Origin of the sequence: Aliidiomarina maris (genome assembly GCF_003987335.1) — a bacterium.
In the GTDB taxonomy this organism is placed as follows: Bacteria; Pseudomonadota; Gammaproteobacteria; order Enterobacterales; family Alteromonadaceae; genus Aliidiomarina; species Aliidiomarina maris.
In genome coordinates this window covers 23,628-46,333 of the sequence record NZ_PIPK01000011.1, presented here as the reverse complement: position 1 = coordinate 46,333, position 22,706 = coordinate 23,628, and the positions used below count along the sequence as shown (strand labels likewise).

Here is a 22,706-nt window from a genome sequence, read left to right as displayed (position 1 = left end):
GCTCCTAACTATCTGCGCCCGCATTGATAATCAAGCGCAATGAATCCAGCGACACCTGCGGCGCAGCATAGGCATCATGCCATTGCTGGCGCAACGCCTGCAAGCTATCAATTTCGTCCTGGCGAATGCTTGGATTGCGCATCTTCAGGCTTTGCAAGCGCTGAATATCTTGGTCAATTTGAGTCAGGCGTTTCGTGGCTGCTTGCTGGCAACTTGCCAACAGTAAGGTTTGGGCCTCGTCCATTTGCGATTTAACCACCTGTTGCAAAGGCTGACGCAACGCTTTCACCATTTGCGCACCGGTTTTTTTATTGACGAAGTGCAATTGCTTATTCAGCGTGTCGGCACTGATCTTGGCACTAAGGTTGCGCCCTTGGGCGTCACTCAAAATTCGTAAGGTCGGTGTCGGGTACAGCTTTTCTAAGCCAAGGGTCGGTGCGCTCGGCAGGCTGGCACGCACATTCATTTCAACAAACCAATGTCCGGCAGGCAGAGCCTTATTTTTCAAAATCGCGACTGTGGTGCTACCGTGCTGCTCGGTCATGACCAGCTCAAGGGCGGTCAGCACTTGCGGGTGCTCCCAGGTCAGGAACTGCACATCGTCGTAATGCAGCGCGGTGCGGCGATCGAACGTCACTAAGGACCCTTCTTCGTCCATACCAGGTAAGCCATTGGCAGCAAAGTTTTGGCCGGGCTTAATAATTAAACGCTGATCGTCTTTGTCTTCAACATCGACGCCGAACTGATCCCAAAAGCTAAACATAAATGTCGCCAGCTCTGTGCTTTGATCACTGGCTAACACGGCATCACATAAAGGCTTGGCCACACTTAAACGGCAGCTATTCAGTTCCAGCAAGCGATCGCGGCCCGCGCCCATATGTTCACGAATAGTGGCCACTTGCGCAGCAGTTTGCTCAACCAAGGCTGCGAACTCATCCTCACTGCCTTGCAATCCTTTTTTCAGCTTACGGCCTAAGCTCAGCAACAGCGCATGGCCCGTCGCATTGGCTTGGGTGAATGCCTGCATGCCTTGGTGGTACCAAGTGGCTAAGCGTGCATCTAAGCTGCCTGCCACCATAGGTACGTGAATATCAAAAGTGTCGAGCTGACCGATACGGTCAAGACGACCGATGCGTTGTTCGAGTTTGTCAGGGTGTTCAGGTAAATCCAGCATGATGACATGGCGTGCAAACTGAAAATTACGCCCTTCGCCGCCAATCTCTGAACTTAATAACAATTGGGCGCCGTCCTCTTGGTCGGCAAAAAATGCCGCTGCGCGGTCACGCTCAATCAGTGTCATACCTTCGTGGAACAAGGCGCAATGGCGGCCGAACTTAACCCGCAGGCTGGCAGCGACTTCTTCAACTTGGGTTTGGGTTTGCATCATCACCAGCATTTTATCGCCGCCATGTTGGCGTGCAAAAGCATGTAGCCAAGCGACCTTGACATCGAGCTCTGACTCGCCACTGAGAGCATCATGCTCCAGTTCATGGGGGTGGTATTGGCGCGTCGGGAAACCAGACACATTGGCGCGGGTATTGCGCAGAAGTACGCGGCCGGTGCCGTGCTCGTCTAACAAGGTATTGAGCGCATCACTATCGGCCGCCAAACCTGCAGCTTCAGTCGCCACTTGTTGATACTGCTGTTGCTCGGCACGAAACGCTGCCAAGTCATGAAAGCGTTCAGGGTCGAGCAAATTAAGTTGGGCAAAGTGGGTGTCGGCGCCCCCTTGGTCCGGGGTCGCAGTCAGCAGTAACAGCCCGCATCCTTCAGCCAGGTCACCGATTAAGTCACGCTGCTCAGCACTTAATTGGTGCGCCTCATCAACCACCACCATGTCCCAGTCACAGGCCAGTGCTTGCATTTGTACGTCTTCATCGTCAAGTAATGAGGCAGGGCATAACGCCAACTGGACTTGCTCGAATGGGTTTTGTCCGCTTTCAGCAGCGGCTTCACAAAAGCTCTCATCAATAATGCTAAATGCCAGATTAAAGCGGCGGCGTAATTCAATCATCCATTGGTGCAATAAAGGGTCTGGCACCCGAATAAGCACTCGTTGGGCAAGGGCATTCAATAGTTGGGTCTGTAAAATTAACCCCGCTTCAATGGTTTTACCTAAGCCAACCTCATCGGCCAATAGCACGCGTGGCTTGACGCGCTGACCGACGCTATGCGCTACATACATTTGGTGCGGCAGCACATCGATACGCGCCCCAAGTAACCCGCGTGCAGGGTGATCCAGCCAATGGCGCATTGCATTGCCAGCTTGCTGGCGCAGGTTGTAGTGGTTGACGCGGTCAAGTTGGCCCGCCAGCAAGCGGTTCAAGGGACTACTTAGCTGAACCTGATAGTGCAGTTGGGTCTCAGGAACTTGCACGGCCTCGCCATCACGAGTGCCCGCATAGACAATCAGGCCATCCACATCGTCATGGTCTTGCACACTAAATGTCCAGCCGTCACTGTGGGTGCCAGTGTCCTCTTGGTCGAGACGAAAACGCGTCAGAGGCGCGTTATGGCTGGCATAGGCGCGAATTTCACCATTTGCTGGGAACATGATGGACACTTGGCGACCGTTAATACCGGTTACAACGCCTAAACCCAATTCAATTTCTGTTTCACTAAGCCAACGTTGGCCGATTGCAAATTCGCTCAAAGATATGCCTTCCTACAACTTTTACATACTGCTGAAAATTGACCTTAGTGCGCGCTAACTCAAGCCACACCTTGGGGCGCGCTATGGTATCAAAGGCGCTGTCATGAAAGGGTAAAAAGTTTGTTATTAAATAGCTGTCGGAACAGCTTTGGCTATGCTAAAAGAATAGTGATGGCTAGTAGATAAGAACATAATCGTGCCAACCAAGAGGTGTATTCTATGCCAAAAACGCGCTCGGAGCGAAGCGGTGACACCGCTCTAACAACTGACCAAACCCTTAACCGCAACGTTAAACATTATATCCTCGACACGAATATCCTGCTGCACGAACCGCTTGCATTCCTTAATTTCGACGAACACAACGTCATCATTCCTATGGTGGTGCTGGAGGAGCTGGATAACATTAAAGACCGCCAGAAAGACGTTAGCCGCGACGCACGGGTGGCGATACGAGCCTTAGAAGAAGCACTACACGAGGCATCCCCAGAGCAAATCACCGCGGGCGTGCCGTTAACCCGGGTCAGCGGTGAGCATCAAGCTGAAGGCCATTTATCCATCTTCCCTGACTTTCAGTTGCGTCAGCAAGATGCATCCATGTCATTGACGGAAAATGACCACCGCATTATTCAGACCGCATTAGAGCTTCAAAAGCAAAATAAAGGGCCGGTGATACTGGTCACCAAAGACATCAATATGCGGCTTAAGGCCAAGGGTGCTGGGGTCAAGCGGGTTGAAGATTATCGCACCGATCAGTTGATTGACGATATTAAGTTGTTGTCGAAGGGGTTTTATCAGTTCCCCGGCGACTTTTGGAGCCAAGTAACCGACGTACGCAGTGAACAAGACGGTCGTGACACCTATCATTACATTCCACTGTCAGTGTTTCCTAACCCGTTCCCCAACGAATATATCACGGATGAAACGGAGCATTTCGCAGCGCGGGTTGAAAGCTACGATAGTCACTATGTGAAAATTCAGGACATTGGCCGTGAGCGTTTGATGGGACAACGGGCGTGGGGTATCTCGCCAAAGAATATTTACCAAGCTATGGGCATGAACGCATTGCTCGACCCGACGATTGATTTAGTCATTCTGACTGGCCCTGCCGGGTGTGGTAAAACCTTACTGGCTTTAGCCACCGCGTTAGAGCAGGTGGTGGAAAAGGGCATTTACGAGAAAATCATTGTTACCCGTAGTACCCCAGAAATTGCTGAATCCATCGGCTTTTTACCCGGCACCGAAGAAGAGAAAATGGCGCCGTGGTTGGCAGCTATTACTGACAGTTTAGAAGTGTTGCATAAGTCCGATGAGCATATGGAGTCAAGCTTGGACTACACCATGAAAAAGGCCAACATTCAGTTCAAGTCAATTAACTTTATGCGCGGGCGTAGTATCCAAAATGCGATTGTATTGCTTGATGAAGCGCAAAACCTGACGGCATCGCAATTGAAGACCATTATTACCCGTTGCGGTGCTGGCACCAAAATCATTTGTTCGGGGAACCTGGCTCAAATCGACAGCTATTACTTAACCCCGTTGACCTCTGGCTTAACCTATTTAGTGGAACGATTTAAGAATTACCATGGTAGTGCCACCATGAACTTAAATGGTGTCGTACGTAGCTCGTTGGCGCAATACGCAGAAGAGAACTTATAACGCTCTAACCCTGTGTAATAAACCCGGCGGCGCGGTTATATCGGTTTTAAAGTAACCGCGCCGCTGCGTAAATGACTTTGGTAAGCGCGCGCGGCTTCGCCGACGTTTAGTTGGGCAGGCCCGGTGGGGTCAGCGATGACAAAGGTTGCACGCTCGTCATTGTCAGCGTCTGCCACCCGGTCACGCAGAAATATATCGTCGGGCTCAGGGTCAAGGGCGAGCGCAAACATGGCGTGGCCGGGTAAGTACACGATGCGTCGCTCGACGTCCGCAAATAAGCCAGCCATTAGCGCCGCTAGCAATGTCACTTTCGAATCGCAATCCCCGCGATTATCATGCAAAAGCCTGCCAGGGGTCACAAAACCAGCACCATTGCTTTGCAAACGGTCGCTCAATTCAGCGTAGGGAATTTGCTGAATAAAATGACTGACGTAGGCAAGCGCCTGGCGCGGGGTGTAATCGTCGTAGGTTGCGCTTAGGGTGTGGTCAAGTTGCGCAATTAAAGGGCTTAGCAAGGTGACCGATTCTGCCGCCACGCGCGGATGATCAGGGGTATAGCCGGTGTTACCCGTGTGTAGGCGTAAGCTTTGATAGTAATGCTGGCGCAATATTCCAGCACGCGCGTCGGCTTCTCGTGCCCGCCATGTTGACAACGCATTTTCAGGTGCGCCGATGCGATTGTGCAGTTGGTAGATCAAACGGCCATTATCGAGCTCTACTTGCGCGCCGCGCCAACCTTGTTGACGTGCAAACTCACGTTGCTGCTGTAATAGCGCTCGTTGCAGCCGGGCAGGGCTTAAGGGTCGAAACATCACAGGCTGGCGCAACATATCTTGCTGCGAAAATGTCAGCTGCCATTGCTGGCGTTGACCTTCGATATCCTCAAAACCATAGTGCAAATGCACGCTGCCATCGGCATGGTCACGATTAAATTGAAATGCAGTGCTGGCTTGAGCGCTAGCCATGCTGGCGCTTAGGAGCAAGGCCAGCAGTAGGGCAAAGGCGCCGCTTACACGGCGGCGCGGGGAATGGCGTAACTTAAAACTTAACTTCGCTGATAGGGCTGTCGACATACTTAAGGTCTACTTGGTATTCAACGCCGCCAGCACGAATAAAGAAAAATGTCTTATCACGTTTAAACAGTTCGCTTAACACCACATTTTTAACGTTAGGACGACGTACCGGCTCAAGATCGGTCAGTTCAACACCGTATCGGCTTACCAAAATATTGTCATAGCGACTAGGTGTCACCAACAACAATGACTTGTTGTCATCGGTCAGTGAAATGGTATTGCCAGTCACTGTGTATGGTTCTTCTCTTCCGAACAAGGCGGTGCCCTCTCTTTCAAGCGTCAATAAAGTGCGTTATTGCATGCACCAGCTGTATATTCACTACTGCATGTAAACTAAGGCGTCAATATAACGAAAAGCCCCCGCTGAGCCAAGCAAAGTTTATGCTTTTGCTTGGGGCTCAGACGGTTGGCGAAAATAATCTTCTAAAATTAAACAGGCGGACGCGCTATCAACGGCACCTTTGCCTAAGCTTTTAAAACCACCGCGCTCAAATAAATACTCTTTGGCACTTGCAGTGGTTAACCTCTCGTCCTGTAAATGGATAGCGACACCAAAACGGCCATGCAAGCGATTAGCGAACTTACGCGCGCGCGCAGTCATCGGTTGTTCTGTACCGTCCATGTTAAGGGGCAAGCCAACGACGCATAAACTTGGTTGCCATTGACTGAGTAATTGCGCAATCAGCTCCCAACTTGGGGTGCCGTCTTGCGCCTTAATCGCAGCTAATGGATTAGCTGTACCCGTTATCGCTTGTCCAATCGCGACCCCAATACTGCGTGTACCGAAGTCAAATGCCATCACACTCGACATCAGGCGTGTCCTGCGCCAGGCGCTAACTGCCACAGGTCGATACCCAGCTTTTCAGTGGCCTTTTGCCAGCGCTCATTACTTGGCGTATTAAACAAAATATCAGCATCTGCCGGAATCGTTAACCAGCTATTGCTGGCAAGCTCTTCTTCGAGTTGGCCGGCGTCCCAACCTGCATAACCTAAGGTCAAAAGAAACTTGTCTGGCGCATGAATCGAGCCAAAGCTCTCCAGGATATCCTTTGAGGTCGTAATCATAATATCGTCACTTAACTGCAAGCTACTGCGCCAGCCGTCCTGGGGTTGATGCAACACGAAGCCGCGATCTGTGCCCACGGGGCCACCGGCATAGACATGGGTGCGTTCAAGTGCACTGTCACCCGGAACTTGAATTTCAATTTGTTGCAGCAACTTTTGCAGTGTCATTTCAACAGGCTGATTCACAATTAAGCCCATCGCACCTTCGTCATTGTGCTCACAAATATAGGTCACGGTGCGCTCAAAAAACGAATCTTGCATGTCAGGCATGGCAATTAAAAAATGATTCTGTAAGCTTTTCATAGGCTACTCCACAACGGCACCAGTACTAAATATGGTGGTAAAACGACGATTTATAAAGCGCGTTAGCAACCCTTAGGCTGTTTTTTTCGCCGTTACGTCGTTTTCCAGTTGTTCGAACAAGCTCGCCGCAATATTGATCTCGTAGTGATTTTCAATTTCACGCATGCAGGTTGGGCTGGTCACGTTAATTTCGGTAATACGGTCACCAATCACGTCTAAACCCACCAAATATAAGCCTTTTTCTTTTAAGCTTGGGCCGACGCGACGGGCTAATGCCCAGTCACTGTCGCTCAGCGGTTGTGGCCGTCCACTGCCGCCAGCGGCCAGATTGCCGCGTGTTTCACCTGCAGATGGCACGCGTGCCAAGCAATAAGGCACCGGCTCGCCATTAATAATCAGGATGCGCTTGTCGCCGTCTTTAATCGCCGGTAAATATTCCTGCACCATCGCAAAACGCTGGCCATGGGCGGTCAGTGTTTCAATCACCACGCCTAAATTGTTGCCGTCGTCTTTGACCCGGAAAATCGATGCACCACCCATCCCGTCTAAGGGTTTCAAAATGATGTCTTTATGCTTTTGGTGAAATTCGCGAATACGCTGCGCGTCGCGGGTCACGATAGTCGCACTGATGGTGTCTGGGAACCATGCAGTGAATAGCTTTTCGCTACAATCGCGCAAGCTTTGTGGGCGGTTAGCGACCAAGGCCCCCGCTTGCTGAGCGAGTTCTAAAATGTGGGTGGCATACACAAATTCGGTATCGAAGGGCGGGTCTTTGCGCATTAGGATAATATCGAGTTCGCCCAAGTGAATATCGCAGCCGTCGCCCAAGGTATAAAAGTCTTCTTTTTGGTCGACAACCGACAGTGGGCGCACGAATGCCATGGGATTACCGCCGTCGATAAACAAATCATTCATTTCCATATACAGCAGCTCATGGCCGCGGGCTTGCGCCTCTAATGCTAAACGGAAACTTGTGTCTTTGTAGGTTTTGACCGTCTCAATCGGGTCCATGATAATGCCAACTTTCATGCCAACCTCAGGAATTCAGAAGAATAGAATAAAAAAGTGTACACGAGGCGCTAAACTAAATCACCGTGATTTGCCTGCAACGCCGCCAGTGCAGTTAATGCAGCAGTTTCGGTACGTAAGACGCGAGGCCCTAATCGCACCGCAATACACCCAGCCTGACGGGTGCGTTCAATTTCGGCAGCGGAAAAGCCACCTTCAGGGCCAATTAATAGCGCGAGTTCTTGAGCCACAGGCGCGCTTTTAAGTGAATATTCCGCACTGGGCTCTAGGGTTAAGGTTTGCGGCCGATCTGCGTGGTCTAAATACGTATCTAAAGTCACAGCGGTGTGTACGGTAGGCACCAGGTTACGGCCACTTTGCTCACATGCCGCAATGACTATCTTTTGCCATTGAAGCTGCTTTTTCTCAAGCCGTTCACCTTGCAGTTTGACCCCACAGCGTTCAGTGAACACGGGCGTAATACTGCTGACGCCAAGCTCGACTGCTTTTTGTAAGGTAAAGTCCATCCGATCACCGCGCGAAATGCCTTGCACTAAATGCACCTGTAACGGTGATTCGACGCTGGCAGCTACTTTGGACTCAACCCGAACTTCTACGTGCTTTTTCGATGCGGCGCTAATGCAGGCGCTATAGCTGTGGTTATCGCCACAGAAAAGCTCAATGTTATGCCCTTCTTGTAAGCGCAAAACGCGGCCAACATGGTTGGCCGCGTCTGCTTCAAGCGCTATCACCGTGCCAACCACTAGCGGTTGGCTATGGTAAATGCGAGGTATGCGCATATTAACGTACCGCGTCTTTCAGTGCGGCTGCCTTGTCAGTGCGCTCCCACGGGAATTCTTCGCGTCCAAAGTGGCCGTAAGCCGCGGTAGGCAGATAAATCGGGCGCTCTAAATCAAGCATTTGAATCAGCCCATATGGGCGTAAATCAAAGTGCTCGCGCACAACACGAATTAAGGTCTCTTCGTCGTACTGGCTGGTGCCAAAGGTCTCAAGGCTAATCGAGGTCGGTTCAGCCACACCAATTGCATAGGATACTTGTACTTCACAGCGCTCAGCTAACCCCGCCGCGACAATATTTTTCGCCACATAGCGCGCCGCATAGGCAGCACTGCGGTCAACTTTAGAAGGGTCTTTGCCCGAGAACGCACCACCGCCGTGACGCGCCATGCCGCCGTAGGTATCGACAATAATTTTACGCCCGGTTAAACCGCAGTCGCCCATCGGGCCACCAATCACGAACTTACCAGTCGGGTTGATGTGGAACTTAGTCGTTTTGGTCACCCATTCTGCCGGTAACACTGGCTTGACGATATGTTCCATCACCGCTTCTTGCACATCTTTCAGGCTATAGTTGTCGGCGTGTTGGGTAGATAATACCACCGCATCAATACCCACTGGCTTGCCGTCGTCGTAAACAAAGGTCAGCTGGCTCTTGGCGTCCGGACGTAACCAGGGTAACTCGTTGCGACGCACTTCAGCTTGGCGCTGAACTAATTTGTGTGCATAAGTAATCGGTGCAGGCATGAGCACATCAGTTTCATTTGACGCGTAGCCAAACATTAAGCCTTGGTCGCCGGCGCCTTGCTCTTCTGGCGCACCACGGTCAACCCCTTGGTTGATGTCTGGAGACTGCTTACCGATGGCATTCAATACCGCACAGCTATCCGCATCAAAGCCCATGTCAGAGTGGGTATAACCAATGCGGCGCACGGTATTACGTACTAAGTCTTCCACATCGACCCATGCGTGGGTGTTAATCTCACCACCGACCAAAACCATGCCGGTTTTGACGTAGGTTTCACAGGCAACGCGCGCTTTTGGGTCTTCGCGTAGGATAGCGTCCAGCACCGCATCCGAAATTTGGTCAGCAATTTTATCCGGATGACCTTCAGAGACAGACTCAGAGGTAAATAGGTGTCGTGGCATAGCAATAATTCTCTCATATTTTAAAATCGCCGCTACTCTAGACGTTTTTGGCTGAAAAATCCAGTTTTAGACGTCTATAAGTCTGAACGCAGCGTTAAATTTGCGTGTACGGCGCGAATTGTGGACAATACGCGCGCAGGTCTACAATCGATAGCGTGTAGCATCCGTGTCGTTGATTACGTGGTGGCCGTGGAAAAGTTCAGCGGCGCACCATGACAATGCCTAGCTGCGCCAACCCAGAGCCCATTTTCAGGAGTGATTCATGTCCCAACGTCGTCATCTTGCCAACGCCATTCGCGCCCTTAGTATGGACGCAGTTCAGCAGGCTAATTCTGGTCACCCAGGCGCCCCGATGGGGATGGCCGATATTGCTGAGGTGTTGTGGCGTGATTACTTGCAGCACAACCCAAGCAACCCGGAATGGGCAAATCGCGACCGTTTTGTATTGTCCAACGGCCATGGCTCGATGCTGATTTATTCGTTGTTGCACCTGACAGGCTACGATTTAGATATCAACGAACTCAAGAACTTCCGCCAACTGCATTCAAAAACCCCAGGTCACCCGGAGTATGGCTATGCGCCGGGTATTGAAACGACCACCGGCCCATTAGGCCAAGGCATTAGTAATGCAGTAGGTATGGCAATTGCGGAAAAAGTATTGGCTGCGCAATTTAACCAGCCAGGCCACGATATTATCGATCACTACACCTATACCTTCTTGGGTGACGGCTGCTTAATGGAAGGTATTTCCCACGAAGTATGCTCATTAGCAGGCACATTGGGCTTAGGCAAACTGATTGCGTTTTATGACGACAACGGCATTTCCATTGACGGCGAAGTGGAAGGCTGGTTTACCGACGACACCGTCAAACGTTTTGAAAGCTATGGCTGGCATGTGATTGGTGGCGTTGATGGGCATGACAGCGACGCGATTGTGAACGCGATTGAAGCGGCTCGTGCCACCACCGACAAACCAACCCTAATTTGCTGTAAAACGGTGATTGGTTTTGGTTCGCCGAACAAGCAGGGTAAAGAATCTTGCCATGGCGCGCCATTGGGCAACGACGAAATCGCGTTGGCCCGTAAACAACTGGGCTGGGAATTTGGTCCGTTTGAAGTGCCTCAAGATGTGTATCAAGCATGGGACGCCAACTCGAAAGGCCAGCAGGCTGAGCAGCAATGGCAACAGCAAATGGCGGACTACGCCGCTGCGCACCCAGAATTGGCGGCTGAACTGAAGCGCCGCTTAGCAGGCGAACTGCCAGCTGACTTTAGCCAACAAGCACAAGCCTACATTGAAAAACTACAAGCGAACCCAGAAAAGGTGGCGACGCGTAAAGCATCACAGCAAGCTTTGAATGCCTATGGCCCATTGTTGCCTGAGTTGCTTGGTGGTTCAGCGGATTTAGCTGGCTCTAACCTTACGTTGTGGGACCAGTCGAAGCCACTTACTCATAACGATGCGAGCGGTAACTATATTTACTATGGCGTGCGTGAATTCGGTATGTCGGCGATTATGAATGGTATCGCATTGCATGGCGGTTTCGTGCCTTACGGTGCGACCTTCCTGATGTTTATGGAATATGCCCGTAACGCCGTGCGCATGGCCGCACTGATGAAGCAACCCGCTATTTTCGTATACACTCACGATTCAATTGGCTTGGGTGAAGACGGCCCTACTCACCAACCGGTTGAGCAATTGGCCAGCATGCGTGTAACCCCGAATTTGAACACCTGGCGCCCTTGCGACCAGGTTGAATCAGCAGTGAGCTGGAAAGCTGCGATTGAGCGCAGAGACGGCCCCACAGCTTTGGTGTTTACTCGCCAAGGGGTAGCACCACAGCCACGCACCGCACAGCAATTGGCTGACATTAACCGCGGTGGTTATGTGTTGAAAGACTTCGCCGACGCGCCTGAGTTGATCCTGATTGCTACGGGCTCTGAAGTTGAGCTCGCGATGCAAGCGGCACAGCAACTGAGCGATAGTGGTGAGAAAGTACGTGTGGTGTCGATGCCAAGTACCGATGTTTTCGATGCTCAGAGCAGCGACTACAAAGACAGCGTATTACCGAATTCAGTACGTCGTCGTGTCGCGATTGAAGCAGGTATTGCTGATTACTGGCTTAAATATGTCGGTTTAGATGGCGCGGTCGTGGGCATGACCACCTTTGGTGAGTCGGCGCCTGCCGAGCAACTGTTTGAACACTTTGGCTTCACGGTAGCCAACATCGTTAACACGGCGAAGGCGGTATAAGCTTGAGCGACCAGGTGGTTCGGGTAGCAATTAATGGGTTAGGTCGGATTGGGCGCAGCGTACTGCGCGCCCTGTACGAGTCGGGCTTTCGCGACCAAATTGAAGTGGTTGCAGTGAACGACCCTGCACCGGCTGATTCAATTGCGCATTTACTAAAGTATGATAGTACCCACGGGCGCTTTGCGGTGCCTGTGGATGTGCAAAACCATCACTTGCAAGTCGGTGAAGACCTGATTGCATTGAGCCACCACAGTCGTTTAGCCGATTTGGATTGGGCCACACATCAGGTTGATATCGTGCTTGAGTGCAGCGGTGTGTTTGGTTCGCGAGAAGACGCCGAGGCGCACCTTCACGCTGGTGCGCGCGCCGTGTTGTTTTCCCATCCAGCGGCACCCGATGTCGATATGACGGTGATTCAAGGTATCAATCAGCAAGACTTGGATGCTGCGCACACCATCGTATCGAATGGTTCGTGCACCACCAATTGTATTGTGCCGGTGATCAAAGTGCTGGACGACGCCTTTGGCGTCGATTCTGGCACCATTACGACCATTCACTCGGCGATGAATGATCAGCAAGTGATTGATGCGCACCACGTTAACCCACGATTAGCCCGCGCAGCGTCGCAATCCATTATCCCGGTAGATACGCGTTTAGCCCGCGGTATTGAGCGCATATTACCGCAATTTGCCGGGCGCTTTGAAGCCATCGCAGTGCGGGTGCCAGTGACCAATGTGTCGGTGATGGATTTGAGTGTGACCGTGCGTAAGGCAGTGGATATTGAGGCTGTGAATAGTGCGCTGCAACAGGCTGCCCAGCATGAATTACGTGGCATTTTAGGCTTTACTATGGAGCCATTGGTGTCAATTGACTTTAACCATGACCCGCGCTCAAGTATCGTGGATGGTACGCAAACACGTGTCAGTCATGGTCATCTGGTAAAAGTATTGGCTTGGTGTGATAACGAATGGGGCTTTGCCAACCGCATGTTGGATACCGCCCTGAGCATGCATCAGGTGCATGCACATTAAGGCACATTCGCGCCCGGGCAAACCGAATTAGACTGCAAAAAAGGAAATCGCTATGAGCGTTTTGGCAATGACAGATTTTGATTTACGCGGCAAGCGCGTGTTAGTTCGTGAAGATTTAAACGTGCCGATCAAAGACGGCAAGGTTACTTCTGACGCGCGTTTACGTGCTGCCTTACCCAGCTTGCAGCAAGCGCTGGAGCAGGGTGCTAAAGTGATGGTGATGTCGCATCTTGGCCGCCCTGAAGAGGGCGAGTTCGATGCCGCCTATTCAATGGCCCCCGTCGCTACGTACTTAGCTGAGGCGTTGAATTTCCCTGTGCGTCTGGAAACTAACTACTTAGACGGCGTGGAAGTCGCGGGTGGCGAGTTAGTGGTATTTGAAAACGTGCGTTTTAACGTGGGCGAAAAGAAAAACGACCCTGGGCTAGCGAAAAAGCTGGCTGCGTTATGCGATATTTTCGTGATGGATGCTTTTGGTACGGCACACCGTGCTCAGGCATCGACCTATGGTGTGGCGCAGTACGCACCTATTGCATGTGCTGGGCCGTTGTTGGTGGCTGAACTTGATGCACTGGGTAAAGCGTTGAAAGAGCCGAAGCGTCCGTTGGTAGCGATTGTTGGCGGCTCGAAAGTATCGACCAAGCTAACGGTACTCAACTCGCTCGTGCGCAAAGTTGATCAACTGATTGTCGGTGGTGGCATTGCCAATACATTTATTAAAGCGGCAGGCCATCAAGTCGGTCAGTCATTATGTGAAGACGATTTAGTGGCAGAAGCGTCACGGCTGGCAGCTTCCGCTAAGACCCGCGGTGCAGATATTCCATTACCAAGTGACGTCGTAACCGGCAAGAAGTTTGCTGAAGACGCTGCGGCGGAAGTCAAAGCTGTGAGCGACGTCGCGATTGATGATATGATTTTTGACATTGGGCCTGACACATCGGCTGCTTTAGCGCAGTTACTTGAAAATGCCGGCACCATCGTTTGGAATGGCCCTGTCGGGGTCTTCGAGTTTGAGCAATTTGGCGCAGGCACCCGCGCGATTGCCGATGCGATTGCTAAAAGCTCGGCGTTTTCCATCGCTGGCGGTGGCGATACCTTAGCGGCCATTGATAAATACGGTATGGCTGATCAGGTGTCCTATATTTCTACCGGCGGTGGCGCATTTTTAGAATTTTTAGAGGGCAAAACTTTGCCCGCAGTCGCAATTTTGGAAGCACGTGCCAAAGAAAGCCAGGCATAACAAATACGTTTAAGGAGTTTATTACATGGCACTTATTTCATTACGCCAACTACTCGACCATGCAGCCGAGTACAGTTACGGTGTTCCAGCGTTCAACGTCAATAACGTTGAGCAAATGCGCGCTATCATGATGGCCGCCAATGACACCAACAGCCCTGTGATTGTGCAAGCCTCAGCGGGCGCACGCAAATATGCAGGTGCCCCATTTTTGCGCCACTTAATTTTGGCTGCAGTAGAAGAATGGCCACATATTCCGGTGGTGATGCACCAGGACCACGGCACCTCACCAGCGGTATGCCAACGTTCGATTCAGTTGGGCTTTAGCTCAGTGATGATGGACGGCTCGTTGCGTGACGATGGTAAGACGCCTGCCGATTACGACTACAACGTTGAAGTGACTCGCCGTACGGTTGAAATGGCGCATGCGTGCGGGGTGTCAGTTGAAGGTGAGTTAGGTGTATTAGGTTCACTTGAAACGGGCGAAGCTGGCGAAGAAGACGGCGTCGGTGCAGAAGGTAAGCTGACTCACGATCAGTTACTGACTGACCCGGAAGAAGCAGCAGATTTCGTTAAAGCAACCCAGGTTGATGCCCTTGCGATTGCCTGTGGCACGTCACACGGTGCGTACAAGTTCTCTCGTCCACCGACAGGTGACATTCTGTCAATTGAGCGCATTAAAGAGATTCACGCGCGCATTCCTGACACTCACTTAGTGATGCACGGCTCTTCGTCAGTGCCACAAGATTGGTTGGCAATCATTAATGAGTTTGGTGGTGAAATTCCAGAAACTTACGGTGTGCCAGTGGAGCAAATTCAAGAAGGTATCCGTCACGGTGTGCGTAAAGTCAATATCGACACTGACTTGCGCTTAGCGTCAACGGGTGCGATTCGCCGTCACTTGGCACAGAACCCAAGCAACTTCGACCAGCGCAAATATTTACAAGCGGCCACGGATGCCATGTACGACATCTGTAAAGCGCGCTATGAAGCCTTTGGTACTGCAGGCCACGCCGATAAAATTAAGCCCGTGTCGCTAGAAGACATGTTTAAGCGCTACGAAAGCGGTGCGCTAAAAGCGACTGTAAAATAAAAAGCGACTGTAAAATAAGATAGGAATTCACATGTCAGTATTTACATATTCAGCAACTGCGGCGTCAGTTGCATTGCTACTCGCATCCAGCCATCAAGCTCAAGCGGTCACGCCTGATGACGAGGGCTGGCAGGCTGAGGTGGAAGTTGGTTTATTGATTCGTTCGGGTAACACCGAATCACAATCATGGAAAGGTAAGTTGAATTTGCAGCGTGAGGTCGCATTGTGGCGCCACCAGGGTGAATTCGATTACTATCGCCAAGAGACTGATAACGCGGAAGGTGAAAGCATTGTCGATGCCGACCGTTTTTTCGCATCAGCACAAACCAACCGTAAGTTTGAAGAAGACAGCAACTCATCACTGTTTCTTTATGCCTCGTATGAGGATGACCGCTTTAAAAGTTATGAATACCAATCAACCATAGCGGCGGGTTACGGTAACCGTTATACGTGGCGTGAAGGGCTATTTGCTGACTTCGAAGTGGGTCCTGGTTATTCGTACGACAAGCGTCGTGACACTGGCGAGACCGAAGGTGACTGGATAGTTAGACTGGCTGGCCGTTTGAACTGGGATATTTCGCCTACTTCTCGTTTTACTCAAAGTATTGCAACTGAAGTGGGTGATGACAATGTGCGTACGCGTTCGGTGTCTGCTGTAACGGCGAATCTGAATTCGGCACTTGCCTTGCGTGTGTCGCTCACGATGACCCATAATAGTACTGTTTTTCCACAGCCTTCAGGGCGTATTCCTGAAAAGCTGGACACTGAAACCGCAGTGACCGTTGTGTACTCATTTTAGAGTGTCATATACGCAACCTAGTATGCGGCAATTGAAAGCGTGACTTCGGGTCGCGCTTTTTACTATCTAGTCAAACATCTATGAGTAAGCGTTAGTACAGGACCATTGGTATGCGAGCGATTCAATCCGCCTCAAAACTAAAGTTGCTTGAAATCATGAACCGACTGGATTTCTTTGCTGCATTTAGTAACGACGAACGCCGGTTTCTTCTGGACGATAAACTGCGTCTGTATAGTTGTAAAACTGGGCGCCCAGTATTTCAGGAAGGTGACATGGACACCTCACTTTACCTGCTGCTGTCAGGCACCGTGCGAGTTGAGAAAGGTGGTCAAGAACTAGGTACGGTGCGCAGCGGTGAGATTATCGGTGAGAGCTCGTTCGTAACGCGCAAGGCACGCAGTGCCAGCGTGATCGCTGCTACCGACTGCATTTTGTTTCGCATTGATAACCAAGGTTTACGCTCAATTGGCTCGGCATTACGCGATAAAGTCAAAGACGCGATTATTCGCGGTATGGCCAAGCGTATTGTGCATTTGAATGAACGTTTAGAGTTGCACCGCGTATAACCCAAGTATACCGGGTATGTTGCTCGCTCTGTTGTAAAGGAAATAAGAACTCGATGAAAGTCGCAGACTTTAGCTTTGATCTCCCTGATGAATTAATTGCGCGTTATCCGCAACCCGAGCGCAGTGCCAGTCGTATGTTGCAAGTTGATGCCAGCACTGGCGAACTGACCCACAGCCAGTTTGGCGATATTGTTGCGGCCATCAACCCAGGCGATCTACTTATCTTCAACGACACGCGAGTTATCCCTGCGCGTTTACTGGGCCAGAAGGTGTCAGGCGGTAAAGTTGAAGTGCTTGTGGAACGCGTACTGGATGAACACCATGTATTAGCGCATGTACGTGCCAATCGCGCACCAAAAGCAGGTGTTCGTGTACGTTTAGAAGATGCGTTTGAAGCTGAGGTGATTGGCCGTGAAGGCGCATTATTTAAGCTGCACTTTGACGCGCCGCAAACAGTGCTGGAACTGCTCGAAGCCCATGGGCATATGCCGTTGCCACCTTATATTGATAGACCAGACGAAGACAGTGATCGTGAACGCTATCAAACGGTGTACAACCGCAAGCCAGGTGCGGTAGCTGCACCAACCGCGGGTTTGCACTTCGACCAGAAGATTTTGCAACAATTGCAAGATAAGGGCGTTGAATTTGCGTATGTGACCTTGCACGTAGGGGCGGGTACGTTTCAACCAGTACGGGTAGAGAGCATTGAAGCGCACGTGATGCATAGCGAATATGCGGAAGTAGGGCAAGACACCATAGATGCGATTCAGGCAGCCCGAGCACGTGGCAATCGAGTGATTGCGGTGGGGACGACGTCGGTGCGTTCTTTAGAATCGATGGCGCGCGCGAGTCAGGGTGAAGGCTTACAGCCATTTTTCGCGGAAACGGATATTTTTATTTACCCAGGCTACCAATTCGCGGTAGTGGACGCCATGGTGACCAATTTTCATTTGCCGGAATCGACACTATTGATGCTGGTATCAGCGTTTGCCAGCCGCGATATTATGCTGAATGCCTACGCCAGTGCGGTGCAGCATGAATATCGTTTCTTTAGCTACGGCGATGCCATGTTCTTACATAATCGCGCCGGCTAAGATAGATAGCGAGGCATAAAAAAAGGTCTGCAGTTGGATGCAGACCTTTTTTGTTATGCTGTGCTATGCGCTAAGCACTTGCTGCTGGCGCATCACCCAGTGGTGGCACTGGCAAGCCGCGTTGGGCATAAAACTCGCTAACGAAGTCATCAAAAGTACCGTTGTCGAGGGCGTCACGCATGCCCTGCATCACAATTTGATAAAAGCGCAGGTTGTGAATGGTATTCAAGCGCGCGCCTAAAATTTCATTACAGCGATCCAAGTGGTGTAAGTAAGCGCGCGAATAGTTTTTACAGGTGTAACAGTCGCAGTTCGCGTCTAACGGGCTTGGGTCAGTGCGGTGCTTTGCGTTACGAATCTTCAGCACGCCGTCACTGACGAACAAATGGCCATTTCGCGCATTACGGGTTGGCATCACGCAGTCAAACATATCGACCCCACGACGCACTGCCTCCACCAGATCTTCAGGTTTACCGACACCCATTAAGTAGCGTGGCTTATCAACTGGCATTTGTGGTGCAGTATGATCAAGTACGCGCATCATGTCTTCTTTCGGTTCGCCAACCGACAAACCGCCAATGGCATAGCCATCGAAGCCAATATCAGTTAAGCCATGCAGCGAAACGTCACGTAAATCTTCGTACATACCACCTTGGATAATACCAAATAACGCAGCTGGGTTGCCTTCATGGGCGTCTTTCGAACGTTGTGCCCAACGCAGTGACAGCTCCATCGACACCTGAGCTTGCTCGTAGGTGGCTGGATACGGCGTACACTCATCGAAAATCATCACAATGTCAGAGCCCAATTCACGTTGCACTTGCATGGATTTCTCAGGTGTTAGCAGGATTTTTTCGCCATTAATCGGTGAGCGGAAGGTTGCGCCTTCTTCTGATATTTTGCGCAGTTCACCTAAGCTAAACACCTGGAACCCGCCTGAATCGGTCAAAATAGGGCCGTCCCAGTGCATGAAATCATGCAAGTCACCGTGCTGCTGAATAATTTGAGTACCTGGGCGCAACATCAAGTGAAAGGTATTACCCAAACAAATTTGCGCACCCGTCTCTTTGACTTCTTCAGGGGTCATCCCCTTGACAGTGCCCAAGGTGCCGACCGGCATGAATGCGGGGGTTTCCACCGTACCGCGGGCAAACACCATTCGCCCACGTCGGGCACGGCCACTTGTTGTATCCAGTTCAAACTTCATAGTCACCACGTTGATATTGCATAAACTGGCGCGATTATACACAAATCTTTCGGTGAATGGGCAGCCGCGCGCGCTTTTGTCAGCCTGTGCTATGCTTTTTAGGTTGCCGTCACAGTGAACGGCAAGTTTTATACGCTGCATGAGGAGATGTTATGAGTGAGGCGAATTCCGTATTAATCCGAGCAACCATTGGTGATAACTTGACCTGCTCATTTCCAGAGGGAAACGTGGTGGCCTCGAGCAAAGGGCGTGTGCGTTTTGAAAATTTTACTAAGCTGGAAGCCGAAGTCCGTTTCAAAGGGGTTGCACCGATTCGTGTGACCCATGAAGAAGCGGTATTGTTCGAGCTTAAGCAATTAAGCGGCAGCGGTGAACACCCGTTTACCATTCATGAAGTCAAAGACGGGCAAGCCAGTGACACAATTTATGGCGAGGGCACTGTCATTATCGACGCCTAAGCTGCTGGCGCAGCACACGATACTTGCGTGTGCTGCTCAACTAATGCCCATATTCTTTGTGCTTCTACCAAGAACATATCCCTAATAAAACCTTCTTCCTCAAGTGCAATTCCTTGTGCACAAGTCTGCGAAAGCTGCGCTAACGCTGCCTGTAATTCGCTTTGATGCGCCCCTGTCTGTATGGTCAAGCCCATCACTTTAGCCAGTTTTGCAGCGGTGATATTGGCGGTGTCCGTGACGTTGAACCGACTCAAACTGCTATCGGTTTGCTTTGAAAAGTAGGCATCTGCAGATGATAACCAAGCCTGTTGCTGAGCTGGGTCGTTGGTATGAAGGCTCAGATATAACAGGTTGCGCGCGTAATCGGCGTAAGCGTGTATACCTTCGCCACGGGCTTCGATATCTGGGATTAACACATCAAGTAGCACTCGCTTTAACTCGTTTAAATACTCGGCCTGCTGGGTCGCAAAGTGACGCTGTTGAAGTAGCTCCATGTAACGCACATATGACATGCTGGATTCCTGAGGACTAAAGTTGTCTAAATCGAGAATTTCGATAATTTTCGCAAAGCGCGCCGCTTCGCTTAAAGGCTCAGGCAGTAAATGGTTAAAGAACAAATAAATATCAGCCCAGCGTTGGCGACCTATGTCCAAAAGCGGGGCTAAACTGACCATATGCGCCATGGCTCGATCGGCCTTGTCCATTAAATCAGCGGCCAGCTCTTGGTCACCTAAATTACCCACTAACCCGGCTTGGTCTAAATAGATTGTGCCGTAGTTAAAATTCACCGCCACATTATTCGGTGCTTGTTCAAGCACCGGGCTAATCAGGTCGATGGCCCTCGAGCGCGTGTCGCGAGCCATTGGCTTGGGTAAATATTGCGCCCACGTGTTGAGAATGCGCGCATAGTTCGCCTGAATGCCTAACAGTTCCGGTGATCGGCGTTGGGCTTCGGCATAGGCTTCGTCGGCGGCCTCAAACAAGCTATTACGCGCCTGGTAAGTGTCCGCTTGACGCGCTTGGGAGGCATAGGCGTTGGCTAAGCTCATATAGAAATTGCTACCGCGGTACAACGTAGGCACTTGGTGTAATACGACTTGATAGCGGGCCAGCACTTGAGATGCGTCGCGACCATTGTTGGTCAGATAATTCAAATAGCTTTCATAATGGCGCAGGATACCTTGATATATATTGATACGTTGATCGTCGCTCCAGCCGCGCCGATAGCTTTCGCGCAGGCTTTGTTCGTACAAACGTGCGCCTAACTGCAAATAGTGTGATGGGGTGAGTTCAGCCAAATGAAGACGTACGTGCAAGAGCATGTAATAACGCGCGTGCATCGATAAATATTCAGGGTGATTCGGATCAAGCCGTTGCATCTGTGTATAGAGGCCAGGTAAGTCATCCATCCAGCTTGTCGCATTCGCGCGGTACTGCGGGTGCTCATTCTCGCGCGTCACTTGCAATGCCAGTAATAATGCACTGCGCAGCAGGTAGGCGGGCATATAAGACGGTACACGTTCCGTCAGGCGTTCGAAGGCGCGCTCATTGATACGTACGAGGTCAAGATAATCGCCGTCGGTGTAGCCATCGAGCACATCTTGCGCCAATTCTTCGCTGATTTGCAATTGCAGCTCGTAACCTTGATAAAACCAATGAGGAAACTGAGCATTGCGTAGCACGCGCAAGGCTTGTTCGGGGGCATCATTCAAATATAACTGTAAAGCGCGCAGGTAATCCCGTGGCAAGCTGGTGTTGCGACTTTGCTGCAAAATATCCAGTGCAAGGGCATTATATGTCTGCTGCGCATCGGCGATAGCTTGTTCGCGTTGTGCAGGCGTTGGTAGCGCACGCGCTTGGCGCTTGGCGTCAAATGCGAAGCGGTTTATGGTCAATGCGTAGGTAGTAGCGGTGCGCTCAGAGCGGTCACCGAGCTGCCATGCACGGGACAGGCTCGCAAGGGCGCGTTCGTTATCAAATAGTTGATAATAGATGCGCCCGGCAGCGGCGAAATGGGTCGCTGCTAACCAGTCAGGTTGCTCCGCTGCGTTGGTGTACCAGCGGTCAGCGTCCGCCCGTAACGCCTGCAAACTGGCCCTGACGTTGTGTCGAGGCGCGCGATAAATAGACTCAATTTGGTATTCTCGCTGTACCACTTGAGCGCTCAAATCTAACTGCTCCAACTGGCGTTGGTGTTGCGTTTGCTGGTAGCTGGTAAAGAAGCTAAAGCTCGCCAGAGACACTATCATGACACCAATTGTGGTCGCCCGGAACCAGCGGCTGCGCGACCAAAGGCGCTGGGTGACATACAGTGGTGAGCGGCGCAGAGAAATGGGGCGTTGCTCCAACCAAGCACACAGGTCGGCATGCAACTGCGCTGCGCTGGGGTAACGCTGACTGGGGTCAACGGCTAAGCAGTGTTGAATAATTAAGCGTAAATCCTTGGGCAGCGCTTGCATATCACTACTATGACTGCCCGTGAGAATAAAGCGCAAGGTTGCGCCAAGCGCGTAGATATCAATCGCAGGGCCGGGGGCTACGCTGTCAAGTTCAGAATTTAAGCGCTCAGGCGCCATGTAGCTCTCGGTACCAGCGCCACTGACACCCGTAACGCTATGGTAGCTCGCATGGGCAATCCCAAAATCGACCAAAATGGCATCGACTTGATGCGTGCCTTGGCGTAGCACTATATTGGCAGGCTTAACGTCACAATGCACAATACCTTGTTGATGCGCACTATCAAGGGCATCGGCAATGTCAGCAATAATACGCACCCGTTGCTGCAACGAGAACTGCTCGCGCCATTGGTTCAGGTGAGCACCATCAATGTACGACATCACCAAGTACACGGCTGCGCCCTCTTCGGCGACCTCATACACTTTACAAATGTGAGGGTGTTCAAGCTTCGCAAGTACGCGCGCTTCGGCCAGTAAACGTTGACGCTCAGCAAGCTGGTCCTGATGAATAAACTTAAGTGCGACTTCACGCTGTAACTGGCTGTCAAAGGCTTTATAAACCGCCCCGGACGAGCCTTGGCCTAACAGCCCCAAGCATCGATAACGGCGATTTATCGGGTACGGGAACGTGTGGCGGGCGTACTGTGGTTGCGCATCATGTGAAGCCAGCGTGGGCTCATCGTCGTAGTCAGACGAGCCAAGATGCGATGCGTTAGGTTTATTTGAGTCTGTCATCGAGCATTGCTACTTTATTATTATCATGGGTCTGCGTATCTATCCGTGCAGTGGTCGGCGCTGTCTCCCTG

Annotated in this window: 19 protein-coding genes; 9 read left to right on the top strand and 10 right to left on the bottom strand. The window is 51.2% G+C overall.

Annotation, left to right across the window (positions count from 1 at the left end; all coding sequences use genetic code 11):
- Nucleotides 1-4 precede the first annotated feature (4 nt).
- Nucleotides 5-2,653 (bottom strand): helicase-related protein, encoded by a 2,649-nt coding sequence (locus CWE07_RS11150; protein WP_111570062.1) that lies wholly within the window; start codon nucleotides 2,651-2,653, stop codon nucleotides 5-7.
- Nucleotides 2,654-2,872: 219 nt separating this feature from the next.
- On the opposite strand from CWE07_RS11150, the gene CWE07_RS11145 reads away from it, so the two are divergent.
- Entirely contained in the window at nucleotides 2,873-4,309 is a 1,437-nt protein-coding gene (locus tag CWE07_RS11145) for a PhoH family protein (RefSeq protein ID WP_111570061.1), read from the top strand.
- 35 nt (nucleotides 4,310-4,344) lie between these two features.
- On the opposite strand, the gene CWE07_RS11140 is transcribed toward CWE07_RS11145, so the two are convergent.
- The 7 genes from CWE07_RS11140 to metK form a co-directional block, all read right to left on the bottom strand.
- A complete protein-coding gene (locus CWE07_RS11140) occupies nucleotides 4,345-5,382 on the bottom strand; it encodes a hypothetical protein (protein WP_126819005.1) in 1,038 nt (345 codons plus the stop codon).
- On the bottom strand, nucleotides 5,348-5,638 hold the full coding sequence (locus CWE07_RS11135) for a hypothetical protein (RefSeq protein WP_111570059.1): 291 nt from the start codon (nucleotides 5,636-5,638) through the stop codon (nucleotides 5,348-5,350). The genes CWE07_RS11140 and CWE07_RS11135 overlap by 35 nt, the downstream gene beginning before the upstream one ends.
- A gap of 123 nt (nucleotides 5,639-5,761) precedes the next feature.
- Nucleotides 5,762-6,193 (bottom strand): Holliday junction resolvase RuvX, encoded by a 432-nt coding sequence (ruvX, locus tag CWE07_RS11130; protein WP_420836549.1) that lies wholly within the window; start codon nucleotides 6,191-6,193, stop codon nucleotides 5,762-5,764.
- Nucleotides 6,193-6,750 (bottom strand): YqgE/AlgH family protein, encoded by a 558-nt coding sequence (locus CWE07_RS11125; RefSeq protein WP_111570058.1) that lies wholly within the window; start codon nucleotides 6,748-6,750, stop codon nucleotides 6,193-6,195. The genes ruvX and CWE07_RS11125 overlap by 1 nt, the downstream gene beginning before the upstream one ends.
- A 72-nt stretch (nucleotides 6,751-6,822) precedes the next feature.
- The gene (gene gshB / locus CWE07_RS11120; RefSeq protein ID WP_111570057.1) at nucleotides 6,823-7,779 is read right to left on the bottom strand and encodes a glutathione synthase; all 957 of its coding nucleotides are present in this window, start codon (nucleotides 7,777-7,779) and stop codon (nucleotides 6,823-6,825) included.
- A gap of 50 nt (nucleotides 7,780-7,829) precedes the next feature.
- The gene (locus CWE07_RS11115; protein ID WP_111570056.1) at nucleotides 7,830-8,558 is read right to left on the bottom strand and encodes a 16S rRNA (uracil(1498)-N(3))-methyltransferase; all 729 of its coding nucleotides are present in this window, start codon (nucleotides 8,556-8,558) and stop codon (nucleotides 7,830-7,832) included.
- A gap of 1 nt (nucleotide 8,559) precedes the next feature.
- Nucleotides 8,560-9,705, bottom strand: a complete 1,146-nt coding sequence (gene metK, locus CWE07_RS11110) for a methionine adenosyltransferase (protein ID WP_111570055.1) — start codon at nucleotides 9,703-9,705, stop codon at nucleotides 8,560-8,562.
- Between the two features lie 262 nt (nucleotides 9,706-9,967).
- Here metK and tkt point away from each other — a divergent pair, with 262 nt between their 5' ends.
- From tkt to queA, 7 genes are all read left to right on the top strand, one after another.
- Nucleotides 9,968-11,959, top strand: a complete 1,992-nt coding sequence (gene tkt / locus CWE07_RS11105) for a transketolase (RefSeq protein WP_111570054.1) — start codon at nucleotides 9,968-9,970, stop codon at nucleotides 11,957-11,959.
- Between the two features lie 2 nt (nucleotides 11,960-11,961).
- Nucleotides 11,962-12,990, top strand: a complete 1,029-nt coding sequence (epd, locus tag CWE07_RS11100; protein ID WP_111570053.1) for an erythrose-4-phosphate dehydrogenase — start codon at nucleotides 11,962-11,964, stop codon at nucleotides 12,988-12,990.
- A gap of 52 nt (nucleotides 12,991-13,042) precedes the next feature.
- Nucleotides 13,043-14,230 carry a phosphoglycerate kinase gene (locus CWE07_RS11095; protein ID WP_111570052.1) on the top strand — a complete coding sequence of 396 codons (1,188 nt, stop codon included), beginning with the start codon at nucleotides 13,043-13,045 and terminating at the stop codon, nucleotides 14,228-14,230.
- A gap of 25 nt (nucleotides 14,231-14,255) precedes the next feature.
- Nucleotides 14,256-15,320 (top strand): class II fructose-bisphosphate aldolase, encoded by a 1,065-nt coding sequence (fba, locus tag CWE07_RS11090; protein ID WP_111570051.1) that lies wholly within the window; start codon nucleotides 14,256-14,258, stop codon nucleotides 15,318-15,320.
- 31 nt (nucleotides 15,321-15,351) lie between these two features.
- A complete protein-coding gene (locus CWE07_RS11085; RefSeq protein ID WP_111570050.1) occupies nucleotides 15,352-16,119 on the top strand; it encodes a DUF481 domain-containing protein in 768 nt (255 codons plus the stop codon).
- Nucleotides 16,120-16,229: 110 nt separating this feature from the next.
- The gene (locus CWE07_RS11080; RefSeq protein WP_111570049.1) at nucleotides 16,230-16,685 is read left to right on the top strand and encodes a cyclic nucleotide-binding domain-containing protein; all 456 of its coding nucleotides are present in this window, start codon (nucleotides 16,230-16,232) and stop codon (nucleotides 16,683-16,685) included.
- Nucleotides 16,686-16,738: 53 nt separating this feature from the next.
- Nucleotides 16,739-17,779: a tRNA preQ1(34) S-adenosylmethionine ribosyltransferase-isomerase QueA gene (gene queA / locus CWE07_RS11075; RefSeq protein ID WP_111570048.1), complete on the top strand. Its 1,041-nt coding sequence runs from the start codon at nucleotides 16,739-16,741 to the stop codon at nucleotides 17,777-17,779.
- A 70-nt stretch (nucleotides 17,780-17,849) separates the two neighbouring features.
- Here the strand turns inward: queA and tgt are convergent, their stop codons facing one another.
- A complete protein-coding gene (gene tgt, locus CWE07_RS11070) occupies nucleotides 17,850-18,986 on the bottom strand; it encodes a tRNA guanosine(34) transglycosylase Tgt (RefSeq protein WP_111570104.1) in 1,137 nt (378 codons plus the stop codon).
- Nucleotides 18,987-19,138: 152 nt separating this feature from the next.
- Here tgt and CWE07_RS11065 point away from each other — a divergent pair, with 152 nt between their 5' ends.
- A complete protein-coding gene (locus CWE07_RS11065; protein WP_111570047.1) occupies nucleotides 19,139-19,444 on the top strand; it encodes a hypothetical protein in 306 nt (101 codons plus the stop codon).
- Here the strand turns inward: CWE07_RS11065 and CWE07_RS11060 are convergent.
- The gene (locus tag CWE07_RS11060; RefSeq protein ID WP_111570046.1) at nucleotides 19,441-22,635 is read right to left on the bottom strand and encodes a serine/threonine-protein kinase; all 3,195 of its coding nucleotides are present in this window, start codon (nucleotides 22,633-22,635) and stop codon (nucleotides 19,441-19,443) included. The genes CWE07_RS11065 and CWE07_RS11060 overlap by 4 nt on opposite strands.
- Nucleotides 22,636-22,706 lie beyond the last annotated feature (71 nt).